A 15,910-nucleotide genomic window follows, 5' to 3' on the forward strand; every position below is an offset into this window, starting at 1 on the left:
TGGACATCCCGGTGATGCCTCGAAGTCTGGCGGTTCGGCGTTCCTGCCTGGGGGTAGGGCCACATGCTGGGAGGGACGGTCGAGGGCAAGGAGGCGGCGGTGGCGGACGCGACGGTGTCGGACCTGGTGGTGGCCCGATTGGCGGACTGGGGTGTAAACCGGGTCTTCGGCTATTCCGGGGACGGCATCGACGGCGTGATGGGGGCGTTGCGGCGGGCCGGGCGGCCGGAGTTCGTGCAGGCACGCCACGAGGAGACGGCCGCGTTCATGGCGTGCGGGCACGCGAAGTACACCGGTGGGCTGGGGGTGTGCCTGTCGACTCAGGGGCCGGGCGCGGTGCACCTGCTCAACGGCCTCTACGACGCCCGGCTGGACTCCCAGCCGGTGCTCGCCCTGGTCGGTCAGCAGGTGACGTCGGTGCTGGGCAGCGGCTACCAGCAGGAGATCGACCTGGTTCGCCTCTACGGCGACGTGTGCGCACAGTTCGTGCAGACCGCGTACACCGCTGAACAGCTGCCGATGCTGCTCGACCGGGCGATCCGCACGGCCCTGGCGACCCGCAGCCCGACGTGCGTGATCCTGCCGCACGACGTACAGACCGCCCCGGCCCCGGACCTCGACGCGCATCAGCACGGGATCATGGTGACCAACCCCGGCCTGCCGGTGCCGGAGCTGCGACCTCGCGCCGATGATCTGCGGGCCGCCGCCGACCTGCTCGACGCCGGGGAGCGGGTGGCGATCCTGGTGGGGCAGGGCGCCCGAGCCGCCGCCGGCGAGGTGGTCGAGCTGGCCGAGGCGCTCGGTGCGGGAGTGACCGCGTCGCTGCTGGGCAAGCCGGTGCTGGACGAGGGTCTGCCGTTCCACACCGGGGTGATGGGCCACCTGGGCAGCACCGCCAGCAGCATGCTGATGAGCGAGTGCGACACGTTGGTGATCGTCGGCAGCAACGATCCCTGGTCGGAGTTCTACCCGGCGCCGGGGCAGGCCCGGGCGGTGCAGATCGACATCGACGGCCGGCGTCTGGGCATGCGCTACCCCGTGGAGGTGCCGCTGCTCGGCGACGCGGCCGAAACCATTCGGGCGCTGTTGCCGCTGCTCACGCCGAGGTCCGACCGGAGCTGGCGGCAACGCGTCGAGGGCGAGGTGACGCGCTGGCGGGACATCGCCCGGCAGCGGGCCACCGCCGAGGCCGAGCCGGTCAACCCGCAGTACGTTCTGCACGCGCTGACCGACCGGCTACCCGGCGACGCGCAGGTGTCGGTGGATGTCGGGTCGGTGACCTACTGGTACGCGCGGCACCTGCGGCTGCCCGTCGGTGTCGACGCGCACCTGTCGAGCACCCTGGCCTCGATGGGTTCGGCGCTGCCGTACGGGCTGGCGGCGAAACTCGCCGCCCCGCACCGACCGGTGGTGGCGCTGGCCGGAGACGGGGCGATGCAGATGAGCGGGCTGGCCGAGCTGCTCACCGTCGCGCACCGCTGGCGGGACTGGGCGGACCCCCGGTTCGTGGTGCTGGTGCTGCACAACCGCGACCTCGCGGAGGTGAGCTGGGAACAGCGGGAGATGGAGGGCGATCCCCGTTTCGTCGATTCGCAGCGCCTGCCGGACGCACCGTACGCCCTCTGGGCCGAGCTGCTGGGCCTGCACGGCCTCCGGGTGACCACCCCGGGCGAGGTCGACACCGCCTGGGACAGGGCCCTGTCGGCGGACCGGCCGACGCTGATCGAGGCGATCGTGGACCCCGCCATCCCGCTGCTTCCGCCCGCGCAGCCGTACGAGAAGGTCGCCACGATGTACGAGGCGCTCGGTCGGGAGGACACCGACCTGGGCCGGCGTGCGCTGGCGCACCTGCGCCGGGAGCGAGCAAGCGAGGGCTTCGACGACCCGCGGTGACGGTGGAAGGTGTGAACGGCCCGGACCTGGGAGAAGTATCGCCGAACCGAGCCGGTGCGTTGGTCAGCGTCGTTGACCGGCCGTACGGGCGGTGTCGTGCCGGCCATGCCGCTGTTGGCGGCACCCGAGCAGTCGCCGGAAGGAGGGCGTCATGGTGGACCGGATCGCCGACCCGTGGGGTGAGCGAACCCCGTACGGTCCGGGGCAGGAGTGGCCGGTGCGGGTGGACCGTTTTCTCGACGGTGGCCGGAGCGAGGCGGACGTGGACCGGTGGGTGCAGTCGGCGTCGGTGCTGCACTCCAACGGCGACGCCATGGACATCGCGGTCGCCGACGGCCGCATCGTCGGCGTACGCGGTCGCGCCGTGGACCGGATCAACCGGGGCCGGCTCGACCCCAAGGACCTCTACGGTTGGCAGGCCAACCACAGCCCGGACCGGCTGACCCGACCGCTGGTCCGCGACGGCGACCGCCTGGTCGAGACGGACTGGGACACCGCGATGGGCCGGATCGTGGCCCGTTCCAAGGAGTTGTTGGACGGGCCCGGCGGCTGGGGGCACTTCGGTTTCTACACCACGGGGCAGCTGTTCCTGGAGGAGTACTACACGCTCGGCGTGATCGGCAAGGCCGGGCTGGGCACGCCACACATGGACGGCAACACCCGGCTGTGCACCGCGACGGCGGCGGCGGCGATGAAGGCCAGCTTCGGCACCGACGGGCAGCCCGGGTCGTACACCGACGTGGACCACTGCGACGCGATCGCGCTGTGGGGCCACAACGTCGCCGAGACCCAGACGGTGCTGTGGATGCGGATGCTCGACCGTCGGCGTGGGCCGAACCCGCCGGCGATGCTGGCGGTGGACCCGCGGGCCACCCCGGTCGCCCGGGAGGCCGACCTGCACCTCGCGGTCCGCAACGGCACCAATGTGGCCCTGCTGAACGGCCTGCTCCGCGAAATCATCCGACGCGGCTGGTACGACCGCGACTACGTCGACGCGTACACCCTCGGCTTCGACGAGCTGTGCCACATCGTCGACGGCTACCCACCGCACCGGGTCGCCGACATCTGCGACGTGCCGGCCGCCGACGTGGAACGCGCTGCCGAGCTGCTCGGCTCGTCACAGCGGCTGCTGTCGACCGTGTTGCAGGGCTTCTACCAGTCCAACCAGGCCACCGCCGCCTCCTGCGCGGTCAACAACCTGCACCTGATCCGGGGCATGATCGGCCATCCCGGCGCCGGGATCTACCAGATGAACGGCCAGCCGACGGCTCAGAACACCCGGGAGACCGGCGCCGACGGCGACCTGCCCGGTCTGCGTAACTGGGACAACGAGCGGCACATCGAGGAACTGGCCCGGCTCTGGAACGTCGAGGTCGACAGGATCCCGCACTGGGCGCCGCCGACGCACGCCATGCAGATCTTCCGGTACGCCGAGCAGGGCTCGATCAAGCTGTTGTGGATCAGCGCCACCAACCCGGCCGTCTCGTTGCCGGACCTGTCCCGGATCCGGCGGATCCTGGCCAAGCCGGACCTGTTCGTGGTGGTGCAGGATCTCTTCCGCACCGAGACCGCCGAACTGGCGGACGTGGTGCTGCCCGCCGCCACGTGGGGCGAGAAGACCGGCACGTTCACCAGCGTCGACCGGACGGTGCACATTTCCGACAAGGCCGTCGACCCGCCGGGCGAGGCGAAGCCCGACCTGGACATCTTCCTCGACTACGCCCGCCGGATGGACTTCCGGGACCGCGACGGCAACCCGCTGATCCGGTGGACCGGGCCGGAGGAGGTGTTCGAGGCGTGGAAGGAGTGCTCGCGGGGTCGGCCCTGCGACTACACCGGCATCACCTATGAGAAGCTGCGCGGCGGCTCCGGCATCCAGTGGCCCTGCACCCAGGAGCAGCCCGACGGCACCGAGCGTCTCTACACCGACGGGCACTTCAACACCGACCCCGACTACTGCGAGACATACGGCCAGGACCTGGCCACCGGCGCGGAGTTCACCGAGTCGGAGTACCGGGCCAAGGAGCCGCGCGGCCGGGCGTTCCTGCACAGTGTCGACTACCAGCCCTCGCCCGAGGTGCCCGACGACGACCATCCGATGCTGCTCGCCACCGGCCGCACCGTCTACCAGTTCCACACCCGCACCAAGACCGGCCGTGCCCCGCAGCTCAACCGGGCGGCTCCGGACGTGTGGGTGGAACTCAACCCGGCCGACGCCGAGCGGCTCGGCATCGCCGAGGGCGACCTTGTCGGCGTCTCCTCGGCGCGCGGCGCCATCCAGGCCCGCGCCCGACTCTGCGGCATCCGCCCCGGCGTCGTGTTCCTGCCGTTCCACTACGGCTACTTCGACCAGAATCCCGCCGACCGCACACCCCGAGCGGCGAACGAGCTGACCATCACCGCCTGGGACCCGGTCTCCAAGCAGCCCCTCTTCAAGGTCGCCGCCGTCGCCGTGGCGAAACTCGCCGACGGGCGGGGCGAACCGTCGCCGGCACCGACGGTCGGCGGCAGCGCGCCGCCGACGGACGCTGACGTGCCGCCCACCGTCGGAGGGCCGGCGGCCCAGGCCACCAGCGGGAAGGAGTGAGCCGTGCAGCTCGCCCACTACCTCGGTCTCCTGCACCGCGCGCAGGTCAACCTGGCCGACGCGTTCCGGCAGGTCGCCGACGCCCATGCCGAGGAACCTGACATTCAGCACCTCTGCCAGCAGCAGGCGAAACGGTGCGACACGTACGCCGAACAGCTGCGTCCGTTCGCCGCCCGCTATTCCGAGGACGCTCCGGCCGAGCCCGACCGGCTGCACTCGCAGCTGTTCACCGGCACCCGCACCGGCGGCATCGGCCTCCTGCGGGACCTCCAGGACCTCTACCTGATGGCGGCCGAGTGCGACATAGCCTGGACCGTCGTCGGTCAGGCCGCCTACGGCGCCCGTGACGATGAGTTGCTTGCGGTCGTGCGGCGCTGCGAGGGGGAGACGGCGATCCAGCTCAAGTGGCTGCGTACCCGGATGAAGGCCGCCGCGCCCCAGGCGCTCGTCGTCGCCGACTGACAGCCCCCGGCGGCGCCCTCCGCCCGCATCATCGGCTCCTGGCCGACGACCGCGGCCGAAGGTGGCCGTTCAGTCGCGTTGCCGTGCGCCAGGCTGCTGGTTCTGGCTCTGGTTCTGCCGCAGGGCTTCGTCGAGTTGGTCTTCGAGGATGACGATCCGGCAGGCGGCTTCCAGGGCGGTGCCCTGGTCGACCATCTCGCGGACCCGGGCTGCCAGGCGCAACTGGTAGCGGGAGTAGCGGCGGTGCCCGCCGGCCGAGCGGTGTGGGTTGATCAGTTTCGCCTCGTCGAGGCGGCGCAGGAAGTCCTGCGTCGTGCTGAGCATCTCCGCGGCCTGGCCGATGGTGTAGGCCGGGTAGTTCTCGTCGCCGAACATGTCGTCGGAGCTTTGCGCCACGTCACCTCCACGTCGAGGGCCCCGGCGCTTCAGCGCCGGGGCCCAGGGTTATGGGTCAGAACACCATCTGCCGACAGGTTCGTCGGCTCGTCGTATCCGCACCGGCCGCTACTGACGGCTTCGGGTGCGAGGATCGCATATGCGTGACCGGAGACCACCTCTCGTTCGATGGAAACTGCGGTGTCCGCCCGGCCTGACATGACGGCCGACGGCGGGCGATCCAACGGTGTACGGCCCTCCCTTTCCTCTGCCTTCTCTTTCCCTTGCTGTCGTGCGGTCCGCCGGTGTCGGAGCCCACGCGACTTCCTGGCTCCCACTTCTACGGCGAACATCAGGTGGAGCCCTGAAGAAAGCCTTGGCCCCGCCTGCTCTCACCTCTCGTGAAAGGAACGGTGAAGATCGTTCCTTTCACACCGCCCGTCGTGACCTCACGGCCGGACGGTCCGTCCATGTCTTGACGGATCTTTACTCTCGACTCGAAGAAGAGTATGCCAGCTCGCCGAGGAAGTCTAGGTCTTTCCACCTAGATTTTTGGAATGTCATCCCGGCGGGCCACGCCTTCGCCGCCACCCGCCGGCCCGGAGCCAACCGGCTCCGGGCCCGGTCACTGCCCCCGACTCAGGGGCTGGTGCAGGTGATGGTGCCGGGTGGGGTGGCGCCGTCGCCGGTGGCGGTGAATCCGAACGTGGTCGAGGCGTTCGAGCCCAACGCGCCGTTGTACGCGGCGTTCCTGACGGTGACGCTGCCGGTGGTGCCGGTGTTGGTCCCGCTCCAGACGCTGCTGATGGCCTGGCCACTGGCCAGGGTCAGACCCACGGTCCAGCCGTTCAGGGTCGTGGCGGTGGTGTTGGCCACGGTCACCTCACCCTGGAAGCCGCCGGGCCACGTGTTGACCGTCCGGTAGGTGGCGGCGCAGGCGCCCGGCTCGCCGGTCGGCGGCGGAGTGGTCGGCGGCGGGGTGGTGCGCGGGCGGAGTGGTCGGCGGCGGGGTCGTCGGAGGCGTGGTCGACTGGAACTGGCTGAAGAACCTCCAGATCTCACCCGAGGTCCACGTCCGGGAGTCGTTGGGGCTGCTGGACCCGTCGACCGGACTGGGGGTGTGGTCACCATCGAACGCCGCCCACTGGACCGGGTAACCCGCACGGCATCCCGAGTAGGTGGTGGTGATGTGGGTGAGGCTGCCCCGGCTCGGCTCGCGCGGGCTCTGCGCGGTGCAGCCGTTGTTCCTGACGAACGTGTCGCGCAGTTGCCGGCCCTGGGAGATGTTCAGCACGCTGTCGTAGATGCCGTGGATACCGAAGTAGGCCACGGGCTGCGTGCCGCCGTTGCATCCGCTGAGGTTGGCGCCGGACAGGACGGTGACCGCGCGGATGACGTCGGGCCGGGCGCAGGCCACCGCGTAGCTCATGGCCCCGCCGTAGCTCCAGCCCAGGGCGAAGCGCTGGCTCGTGTCGACGCAGAGGTCGTTCTCGATCTGCCGGGAGATGTCGTCGAAGAGGGTCAGGTCCCGACCGTTGGTGTTGGCCCAGCCGGCGTTCAGACCCTGCGGCGCGACGAAGATCGTGCTGTTGTTGGACAGGGGCTGGAGCCCGTAGTAGCCGGCCGAGGTGACGTTGTTGGCCGAGCCGTTCAACCAGTGGAAGGCGAAGATCAGTCGGTAGGGGTGGTTCCGGTCGTACCCGTCCGGGATCCGCAGGTTGTAGGTACGACTCTGGCCGCTGCTCTGAATCGTGCGCGTTCCGCTGGTCAGCGTGGGGGCCTTGCCGCAGCCGGCGGTGGCCGCGAGGGTGCCGTTCGTCGCCGCCGCCGCTCCGCGGAAGCTGCCGCTCAGTGCGCCGCCGGCGGTGGCCGCGAGGAGAACCGCCGCGGCCGCGATGGATGTGAGGAGGTGCCTTCGTTTCGGCATTGCGTGACTCCTTGCGATTGGGCGTCATGTGCCGGTGGTGATGCGTTGCCGGTCGCCCGCGGTCCGCCTGGACCCAACAACCGGGTCGCGCCGAGGGCTGCCCGCGGCGGGGCGTCGGAAGTTGGGCATGCGGCCGAAGCGACGTCGTCCGGCGACCAACTGGGGTCGCCCGGCATCGACGGAGTGGCCCGGACTGGTCACCGACCGGGTAGGCGGCGGGAGGGCGAATGCCCTCGGCGCGTTCTCGCCGGCTGGCTCAGGTGACCGGGAGCGTGCCCTTCGCTCCCCGCTCCGAAAATAGCATGTTATCGATAACATGCTGAACCGTGCGCATTCCGCAGAAGGATCGGAGCGGTCCGCCACAAGCAGTTCGCGTTAACACAGCACGACGTGCTCCCCCGCCCGTCCACTCATGAGGTCGTCGGCGATGAGGAACGAGTCGTCAGCGCTGACGTAGCCGCCCTGGGTGCGGGCATGTGGTCAGGACGCTGGTGCCCCGGCCGCCCAGACGGCTGCCACCTTGTCCGGGTCACCGGTCCGGAACAGCGGCGGCTCGTGCATCAGGAAGTCGCGGTGGCTGATGTTCCAGGCGTACGCGCCGGCCATCGCGAAGGCCAGCACGTCACCCACGCCGATCGGCCCGGCGGTGGCCGAGTGGGACAGCACGTCCTTCGGGGTGCAGAGCTGCCCGACCACGGTGACCGGCCCACCGTCGGTGCGGGGGCCGTCGACATCCCGCCGGCGGTGCACGCGAAACGGCTGCGCGTGGCCCTTGGCCGCCGGCGTGCGCAGGTGGTGGGTGCCGCCGGCCACCACCACGAACCACTCGCCGTAGGAACGCTTCACGTCGATGACCTCGGTGAGGTACGCCCCGCAGTAGACGGTGACCGACCGACCCGGCTCGATGCGCAGCCGCAGGCGCGGGTACGCGTCGACGACGTCCGTCAGCGCTCGGCCGTAGCCGACCCAGTCGAACCGTGCCGCCGGGTCGGTGTAGTCGACGGCCATGCCGCCGCCGACGTCGACCTCGGCGGCGTCGACCTCGGCGGCCGCCCAGCGGACCACGGCGGCGGCGACCGCGCCGGCGAGTGGGGCGTCCAGCCCACTGGCCAGATGGGCGTGGACGCCGCGTACCTCGATGCCGGCGGGCGGGCGGCGGGCACAGTCGACCGCGTCGGCCGGGTCCATGCCGAACGGGCTGGGGCCGCCGCCCATGACCAGGCTCGCGCCCGGAGCGTCGACCGGCAGGTTCACGCGCAACAGCACCCGGGCCGTCCGGCCCGTGGCGGTGGCCATCGCGCCGAGCCGCCGCAGCTCCGCCGGTGACTCGACGTGGATGCGGCGCACCCCGACGGCGAGGGCGGCGGCGAGGTCCTCGTCGGTCTTGCCGGGCCCGGCGTACGCGGCCGGCCGGTGGTCGGGCAGCACCTCGGCCAGTCGGCGCAGCTCGCCACGGCTGGCGGCCTCGAACCCGTCGACGACCGGGGCGAGGGTGCGCAGCACGCCCGGATCGGGGTTGGCCTTGACCGCGTACAGCAGCTCGACCCGCCGTGGCAGCGCGTCCCGCACGGACCGGGCGTGCGCGGCCAGCGCGTCGAGGTCGTGGACGTAGACCGGTCGCGTCACCGTGGCCCGCCCAGCGGGTTCGGCACCGGCACGAACGGCGCCGCGCGGTCGGCGTCGCGTCGCCACCGGACCAGCAGGTTCGCCTTGGCCACCAGCGGCTCCCCGGTCAGCAGCGCCCGCAGCTCGGGTGGGTCGTCGAGGTCGGCGGCCACCGCCGCGACGACCGTACGCAGCTCCCGCCACAGCCGCGGTTCGATTCCCGGCCGCGCGTCGGCGAGCGCCCCGCACACGCCGGCGAGGTGGTTGACGAACAGGCAGTACACCACCCGGCGGTGGGCGGCGCGCGCGTCGTAGCCGACCTGCGGTGGGACGTGCTCCGGCCAGGCGACCCAGCGAGCGGTGTCCAGCTTGACGCCCTCCAGGTCGCGCAGCAGCATCCGGACCGGCCTGCGCTCCCGGTCCAGCACCACGACGACGTTCTGCAGGTGCGCCTCGTGCACCACGCCGTGGCCGATCCAGCAGCGCAGGACAGCCGGCACGAGCAGCTCGGCGTACTCCCGCCACCAGGCCACCGGATCGGGCACCGACAGCGGCGCGGCGGCCAGTGCCGCCGCCAGGATCGGGCTGTCCCCCGATCGCAGGTGCGGGCGCAGGCCGGTGCGCAGGATCGTCCCGTACGCCTCGTCGAGTCCGGGGACGTCGACCGTGCGGTAGGCGGGTTCGGCGAGCAGCCCGACCCCGGCCGGCATCGGCACCCCGGCCAGCAGGTCGGTCAGGGCCACCGCGCCGGTGAGTTCGTAGCGGGCGTTCTTGCGCAGGCAGTTGGTGATCCGCACGTGCAGGCTGGTCTTGACGAACAGGTCGGCCTCGGGCGCGTAGACGGTGCGGACGCTCGCCGTCGGCCGTACCGGGACGCCGCCCTCCCCCAGGTCGCGCAGCCGCGGGTGGGTCGGTGGGATCAGCGAGAGCTGCCAGGGATGCACCGGCAGCACCCGGTGCCCGGCCGGGGGCCGCGGCGGGTCGAGGGCCGCGACGAGCGGATCGAACGGTCCGTCGCCCGCCACGAGATCATCCGGTACGGCGAGCCAGCGCAGCCGGAACGCGGTGCGCAGCTCCGGGGCGTACCCCGACCAGCGATCCGGATCACCGCTGCGCCACTTCGGCGCGGGGTGGTGCGGATGGCCGAGGACCAGCGACTGTTCGGAGTCGACGTACGCGTCGATGGCGGCGTCGCCGGTGGGGGTGGGATCCTGCGCCGGTCGTTCGGCCAACAGCCGGGCCACGGTGTCGCGGCTGGCCCGGACCTGACCGACGAACTCGTCGTTCGCCAGGCCGGTACGCGGGGCGAGTTCCGCCGCGACCAGTCCGGCCAGCGTGTCCGCGTCGAGGTCCTCCCACCGGTCGCCGTCGGTCATCCGCTGCACCGGACCCACGTAGCGGTGGGCGCCGAGCGGCGATGCCCGCGTGACGGCGCACCGCAACGACACGTCGAGGTGCCGCAGCAGCAGGTGGGCGGAACCGTCGAGCACGGTCGTGTCGCCGGCGGGGACGCCGATCTCCCGGACCAGGCAGCCGTAGACGGCGTGGGCGGCGGCCAGGTCGGCGAACTGGCGGGTGTCGACACCCGGCCGGGAGCGCACCCGCGCGCTCGTCATGGTGCCTCCCGCAGGTAGTTCGGGCCGGTGTGCAGGTAGTACTTGTTGATGTCGGTGCAGCCCAGCCGCTGCTTGGGTAGCAGGGTGCCGGCGGTGAGCATCGCCTTGACGGGTAGCCGGGCGGCCCGCAGTACCCGCTCGGTGAAGGATCGCAGCTGCGACCCGTCGCCCCAGCGGTCGCGGGCGGCGGCCAGCCGGGGCGCGAGCGCCGCAGCCGGTGACGGTACGGGCAGGCCCCGGGCGGCCAGGGCGATCAGGGGCGCCGCCGCGGCGAGGTGCAGGGTGATGGTGATGAACACGTCGGCCAGCTCCTGCGGATCGCGGACCCACATCCGGTCGTCGGCCAGTGGCGGCCCGGCCGGTCCCTGGTGCCGCACATCGAGTCGGGCGCCGTCGTTGTCCTTGTAGAGCAGGCCGAGCGTGCCGTCCGGACGTACCAGCAGGTGGATGTTCTGTGGATGCGCTTCGAGGGCCACGCCGTGGCGTAGCCAGAGGAAGACGTGCCAGTCGAGCAGCAGGTCCAAGTAGGACTCCAACAGCGCCTCGGGCCGTCCGGAGCTGATGCGTTCGAGGACGGTGCCGGCGACCGGATCGGGTGCGGCGAGGGCCGCGACCGGCACCACCTGGACCCCGTCGAGATCGCGGGGGAACCGCCGCAGCAGGAAACTTCGCCGCTCGTCGCCGTCGACGTGGGCGTGGGTGCTCTCGTCGGCGTGCCGGATCCGGCCGGTGAACGCCGGTTCCGCGGTGGCGATCCGGTCGAGCAGCCCGGCGACGGCCGCGCCGTCGGCGAGTGCGGCCGGGTGCAGCGTCCGCCGGTTGCGGACGCCGAGACTCGCGGTGGGCAGCGGCAGCTTCAGGTGCAGGTACGGGTCGTGGTCCAGCGCCACCGTCCGCATGGACAGGGTGGGGCGTACGGGGATCGTCGGCAGCTCGACCACCGGCAGCCCGTCACGTGCCGCGGTCAGCGGATGTGCCGGCATCAGCACCTGGTCCGGACGCGGTGCGGGCGGCCACCACGACGGGAGCGCGCCGGCGAGCCGCATTTGCCCGGCCGGGGCGGCGTACCAGCGCAGTGGGAAACGCGGGGCGTGCTCCGGGGCGTACCGGAGCAGTTCGTCGTCGCTGAGACCGTGCCGGCAGCGGTCGGTGGGGTAGACCGGGTGGCCGTGGTGGGCGGCGAGCACGTCGTCCAGGACCGCCGCCGGCATGCCGGTGGGGGTCGTGGCGCGCTCGGCGGTCACCACGGCGAAGACCCGTGGCCGGGCACCGACGGCGAGTCGTCGTGCGCGGAGGTCGGCGCGACATTCGGCGCCGAAGTCCCGCCAGCCGGCCTCGGCCTCGACGTCACCGTCCGGGGCGAGCAGCGTCAGCAGGCCGTCCACGGTGTCGGTCCGGTCGCTGCCCGCCTCGTCGACGGTGTACACGGTCGGCGCGGCGGTGCGCAGGGCCTGCTGGAAGCCGTCCACCCGGACGGGGATGCGCAGCAGGCCGGCGCCGTGCGGCACCTGCCACCAGCCCGGCCCGTCCAGCCGGCCACGGCTGAGCAGGCCGAGGTGGTCCTCCCGCAACAGGGCGTCGAGCACCCGCGAGAACACCTCGCGCTCGCAGTCGTCGCTCACTCGGCAATCGTCCACTGAAGATCGCGTCGGAAGGCGGCCAGGGACGCTCGCACGCTGCCCCGGTCCGGGCCGATCGCGTGCAGGACCGCGAGATAGTCACGGTTCGTGCCGGTGTGGTCGGCGACCCGGCCCACCTCGCGCAGCGGGCGGCAGCCCAGCCGGACGGCACCGCGGACCAGGTCGAGCCCGCCGGGTGCGGCGACGAGCCGTCCCGAGGAGTCCGCGCAGACGTACTCGACCCGCGCGTGCCGGTCGACGGCGGTCGGCAGGTCGAGGGCGGCCAGCGGCTCGCCGAGGTGCAGCCGGATGACGTACTCGAACAGCGGCACGCCGAGCAGTTCGGCGAGGATCAGGTCCATCCGGTCGCCGATGAGGCGGTAGTTCACCTCGATCAGCCGGACCCGGCCGTCCTGGATGACGTACTCGGTGTGGCAGGCGCCGAAGCCGACACCGAGCGCGTCGAGCCGAGCCCGCAGCTGGACCTCGGTCTGCTCGGCCGGGGGCGACCAGTCCAGGCTCTCCTCGGTGAAGGTCGGTGGCGGCCCGAGGTGGGTGCGCCATCCGCCGACACAGGTCAGGGCCGTGCCGTCGCCGAGGGTGTCGTAGGTCCGCAACTCCCCGGTCAGGTACTCCTCGACCACGAGCGCCACGTCCGGCCGCCGGTCGCGGATCTCGGCGACCCGGGCGGCCAACTCCCGGTCGTCGGCCACCAGGTAGGCGTCCTCGCTGGCCACCCCGGCGCGGGGTTTGACCACCGCCGGGAACATCCCGCCCGGGACGACGGGTGGCGCACCCGGGTCGAGGGCGACGGTGGGTACCCGTTCGAGCCCGGCGGCCGCGATCACCTGGCGGGCCTCCGCCTTGTCCTTGCAGAGACGGGCGGCGTCGGGGTCCTTGCCGGGCAGACCCAGCTCGCGCGCGGCGGTCGCGGTGACCTCCTGGAGGTGGTCGCTGTTGGACAGCAGCGCCGCCGGCCGGTCCGATGTCGTCGCCGCGACCACCGCTGCCGCCTCCCGGACCGCGCAGCGCGCCACCGGCGCCGTGGGCGGCCACTCTCCGGGCCGGTCGGTCAGTACGGTGACCGGCAGCCCGAGCGACGCCGCCGCCGGAAGGAATCCGTCCAGTACGGCGTCGGTGGGGTTGAGCGCGGTGATGTACAGCCGCATACCGCCTCCGTCGACTTCGACGATCGTCGTGCTGAGGTGAACCTACCCTTATCGGGCGGATGGGGACCGATCTGCCCGGTGCAACAGCCCGGCGACGACCAGCCCGCCACCGGCGACCCGCAAGGCACTCTCATCGCGCCGCTTGGAAAGCGCGCCCGACCAGGGTGGGCTCGGCCCCGCCGCGGAACAGCCCGGACCGGTCCTTGTCGGTGGCGGGCAGGCCGAACCAGGCGTAGCGCTGCACGTACGGGAGCTGCCCCAGCATGGTGGTGGCCGCCGTGAGGAAGGCGGCCTGCTGCTCCTGGGTGGGGAACTGCTGGCCGCCACCGTCGAAGCGGATCAGCGCGAACTCGGTCAGCCAGATCGGCTTCCGGTACCGCTGGTACACGTCCTGGAGGTACCGCCTGAGCTGGTCGACGGCAGTGGTGGTGGTGAAGTCGGCGCCGAACCAGTGCAGGGTGATGAAGTCGACCCGATGGCCACGGGCAGCCGCACCGGACATGAAGCGACCCAGCCAGCTCTGCGGATCGGCGCCGCCCCAGGCGACCGCCGGGCTGCCCAGTCTGCTGCCCGTGGCCAGCAACCGCGGCCACAGGTCCAGTGCCTGCTCGACGGTCATGTTGGACTGTTCGGGCAGGTCCGGCTCGTTGAACGTGAGCAGGTACGGCCCGGCCGCCCTGGCGCGCGCCAACTCGGGCGCGGTGACGTTCTCCGCGCCACGGATCATCGGTACGAAGTTCACGCCCGGTGGGGTGGTGATGCCCTGGTGCTGGGTGCCCCAGGTGTAGTACCAGCCGGCCTTCGAGCTCGCCAACGCCCGGTCGACACCGGCGAAGTTCCACACCCCGACGCCCTTGCGCGCCGAACTGACCGCGGGCACGACCGGCGCCCGCGAGGAGGGCCGCGCGCTCGGCGCGGGTGCGGCGCTCGATGCGGTGACGGTGGTGGGTGTCGCGGACGGCGGAGCGGCCCACGAGGGCGCGGGCGGATCGTCCGGCCGGATCACCACCAGCGTGGTGATGGCGAGGACGACGGCGGCGACCCCGACGGCAAGCGATGGGAGCAGGCCGCGAGGCCGGTTCGACGCGAGGTTGACGAGCCCGTGCCCGCCGTCACCGTCGGTGGGCACCCCGCCGGATGGGGTCGAGCCGGCGGCGTACCCGGTCGCCGGGTCCGGCGGGTGGTACCCGGCGACCGGCGAGGCGTCCGGGGGCAGAGCGGCACCTGGCAGGTGTGCGCCGAGACCGGCCGGCAGCGGCAGCATCGGCAGACCGGCGAGCAGCCGGTCGATCGGCAGCAGGGTCGCGCCCAGCCGTCCGCAGAACGCGCAGTCCCGGACGTGCCGGGCCAGCCGTTTGCGCCACAACGGATTGGCGACGCCGTCCCACTCTGCGGTCACGGTGCGCAGGTCCGGGCAGCCGGGGCGCGCCCGTAGCGCACGGACGACGGCGCGGGCCGTCTGGATCTGGTCCTTCATCCGGTGGATCCGCACCGCGACGTGCCCCGGGGAGAGCCCGAGCGCGTCGGCGACCTCGGTCCGGTCGAGTTCGCCGGTCTCCTCCAGCCACCAGAGCGACAGCAACTCCTGATCGTCCGGGTCGAGCCAGCGGGTCGCCTCAGCGACCTCGCGTCGCTGGTCGGTGAGACCGAGCCGGAGGATTGTCATTCCCGCGAAATCGGAGGCGGGATCGGGCACGTTGTGGATCGCGTCGAGCCCGGCGTCGCGGCTGAGCGCGACACGTCGGCGCTGTTCCCAGTCGCGCACCTGACGGATGGTGATCGCCACCAGCCAGGACCGGAACGCGGCCGGGTCGTTGAGCCCGGGCAGGTGCCGGATCACCCGTACCAACGTCTCCTGGACCACGTCGTCGACGTCGGCGTGGCCGCGCAGCGCACGCCCGACGATGTTGTAGACCAGCGGGAGCGAGGCCGCTACGAGGTCGTTCAGAGCGCGCTGGTCGCCCTGGCGGGCGGCGGCGACCGACCCGACGTCGGGCAGTCCCCGACCGGCTGACGACATGGGTCCCACTCCTCCTGTGCTCCGCACCGAAGGCGGTCGCGTGGTGCGTGCCGACCGCCTCCTCATCGGAGACGGACGACGGTCGGTCGGATTACGAAAATTCTGCGGCCGGCCGTGGGCCGGATGCGACCCGGGGCGGTTGGTAGGTCCCGCCGGCGGCGCATGACGGCGACGACGCCGGGTATGGTGCGGTGTGTCGGTGTCGCCGGGCGCTCGCCCGTGAACGACACACGCTGATCGGGCGCCGGTGTGCGCGCCGGGTCGTCACCAGGTCGTGCGGCGAGAGTTGCCGAGGCCAGAACACACTCCTTCGCGGAAGACAGGAATCCCGCATGACATCGAATGACCACGATCGACAGGCGTTGTTTCTCACCACGTCGAACGGCGACGGGATCGACGGGTCGGCGGTGACCTTCGACGGCAGCGAGGAGGCCATGCGGCGGCTACGCCACCCGTTCGCGGTGACGCCGGCCGGGCCGACCAACGACACCGGGGACGACCCGGATCACCGCAACTGACCCGACGATTACAGGCGGGTGACCCCACCAGCGCAACATCGTACTTTCGGCTAGTAATCAGTAGCTCTTTCGGGTAGTGTCCGGGTCATCAAGTGAACGACATGACGCGGTGGTGAGGC

At 72.0% G+C, this 15,910-nt stretch carries 10 protein-coding genes and 1 pseudogene; 4 read left to right on the forward strand and 7 right to left on the reverse strand.

Annotated features, from left to right (window positions below; genetic code table 11):
- The first annotated feature begins 63 nt into the window (after nt 1–63).
- The 3 genes from JNW91_RS01795 to JNW91_RS01805 all read left to right on the forward strand — a co-directional run bounded on the left by JNW91_RS01795 (nt 64) and on the right by JNW91_RS01805 (nt 4,942).
- Nucleotides 64–1,893, forward strand: coding sequence for a thiamine pyrophosphate-requiring protein (locus tag JNW91_RS01795; RefSeq protein WP_238424112.1), 1,830 nt, complete (start codon nt 64–66; stop codon nt 1,891–1,893).
- Between the two features lie 151 nt (nt 1,894–2,044).
- Nucleotides 2,045–4,480 (forward strand): molybdopterin oxidoreductase family protein, encoded by a 2,436-nt coding sequence (locus tag JNW91_RS01800; RefSeq protein ID WP_203173208.1) that lies wholly within the window; start codon nt 2,045–2,047, stop codon nt 4,478–4,480.
- 3 nt (nt 4,481–4,483) lie between these two features.
- On the forward strand, nt 4,484–4,942 hold the full coding sequence (locus JNW91_RS01805) for a hypothetical protein (RefSeq protein WP_203173209.1): 459 nt from the start codon (nt 4,484–4,486) through the stop codon (nt 4,940–4,942).
- A gap of 69 nt (nt 4,943–5,011) precedes the next feature.
- Here the strand turns inward: JNW91_RS01805 and JNW91_RS01810 are convergent, their stop codons facing one another.
- The 7 genes and pseudogenes from JNW91_RS01810 to JNW91_RS01840 form a co-directional block, all read right to left on the reverse strand.
- Nucleotides 5,012–5,317 (reverse strand): helix-turn-helix domain-containing protein, encoded by a 306-nt coding sequence (locus tag JNW91_RS01810; RefSeq protein ID WP_203173253.1) that lies wholly within the window; start codon nt 5,315–5,317, stop codon nt 5,012–5,014.
- A gap of 639 nt (nt 5,318–5,956) precedes the next feature.
- Nucleotides 5,957–7,244 (reverse strand): annotated as a pseudogene (locus JNW91_RS01815) (cellulose binding domain-containing protein).
- Nucleotides 7,245–7,724: 480 nt separating this feature from the next.
- Nucleotides 7,725–8,870 (reverse strand): alanine racemase, encoded by a 1,146-nt coding sequence (locus tag JNW91_RS01820; protein ID WP_203173210.1) that lies wholly within the window; start codon nt 8,868–8,870, stop codon nt 7,725–7,727.
- Nucleotides 8,867–10,465 carry an IucA/IucC family protein gene (locus tag JNW91_RS01825; protein WP_203173211.1) on the reverse strand — a complete coding sequence of 533 codons (1,599 nt, stop codon included), beginning with the start codon at nt 10,463–10,465 and terminating at the stop codon, nt 8,867–8,869. Before JNW91_RS01825 ends, JNW91_RS01820 begins: the two co-directional genes overlap by 4 nt.
- Nucleotides 10,462–12,087, reverse strand: coding sequence for an IucA/IucC family protein (locus JNW91_RS01830; RefSeq protein WP_203173212.1), 1,626 nt, complete (start codon nt 12,085–12,087; stop codon nt 10,462–10,464). Before JNW91_RS01830 ends, JNW91_RS01825 begins: the two co-directional genes overlap by 4 nt.
- Entirely contained in the window at nt 12,084–13,253 is a 1,170-nt protein-coding gene (locus JNW91_RS01835; protein WP_203173213.1) for an ATP-grasp domain-containing protein, read from the reverse strand. Before JNW91_RS01835 ends, JNW91_RS01830 begins: the two co-directional genes overlap by 4 nt.
- Before the next feature lie 130 nt (nt 13,254–13,383).
- The gene (locus JNW91_RS01840; RefSeq protein WP_203173214.1) at nt 13,384–15,273 is read right to left on the reverse strand and encodes a sigma-70 family RNA polymerase sigma factor; all 1,890 of its coding nucleotides are present in this window, start codon (nt 15,271–15,273) and stop codon (nt 13,384–13,386) included.
- A gap of 332 nt (nt 15,274–15,605) precedes the next feature.
- Here JNW91_RS01840 and JNW91_RS01845 point away from each other — a divergent pair, with 332 nt between their 5' ends.
- Nucleotides 15,606–15,791, forward strand: coding sequence for a hypothetical protein (locus JNW91_RS01845; RefSeq protein ID WP_203173215.1), 186 nt, complete (start codon nt 15,606–15,608; stop codon nt 15,789–15,791).
- The last annotated feature ends 119 nt before the right edge of the window (nt 15,792–15,910 follow it).

The organism is Micromonospora parastrephiae (assembly GCF_016802865.1).
Classification (GTDB): Bacteria; Actinomycetota; Actinomycetes; order Mycobacteriales; family Micromonosporaceae; genus Micromonospora; species Micromonospora parastrephiae.

Bases quoted from the DNA above. Each gene is read 5' to 3' on its own strand.
- JNW91_RS01795 (WP_238424112.1), top strand. From the start codon at position 64: ATGCTGGGAGGGACGGTCGAGGGCAAGGAGGCGGCGGTGGCGGACGCG.
- JNW91_RS01800 (WP_203173208.1), top strand. From the start codon at position 2,045: ATGGTGGACCGGATCGCCGACCCGTGGGGTGAGCGAACCCCGTACGGT.
- JNW91_RS01810 (WP_203173253.1), bottom strand. From the start codon at position 5,317: ATGTTCGGCGACGAGAACTACCCGGCCTACACCATCGGCCAGGCCGCG.
- JNW91_RS01825 (WP_203173211.1), bottom strand. From the start codon at position 10,465: ATGACGAGCGCGCGGGTGCGCTCCCGGCCGGGTGTCGACACCCGCCAG.
- JNW91_RS01835 (WP_203173213.1), bottom strand. From the start codon at position 13,253: ATGCGGCTGTACATCACCGCGCTCAACCCCACCGACGCCGTACTGGAC.
- JNW91_RS01840 (WP_203173214.1), bottom strand. From the start codon at position 15,273: ATGTCGTCAGCCGGTCGGGGACTGCCCGACGTCGGGTCGGTCGCCGCC.
- JNW91_RS01845 (WP_203173215.1), top strand. From the start codon at position 15,606: ATGACATCGAATGACCACGATCGACAGGCGTTGTTTCTCACCACGTCG.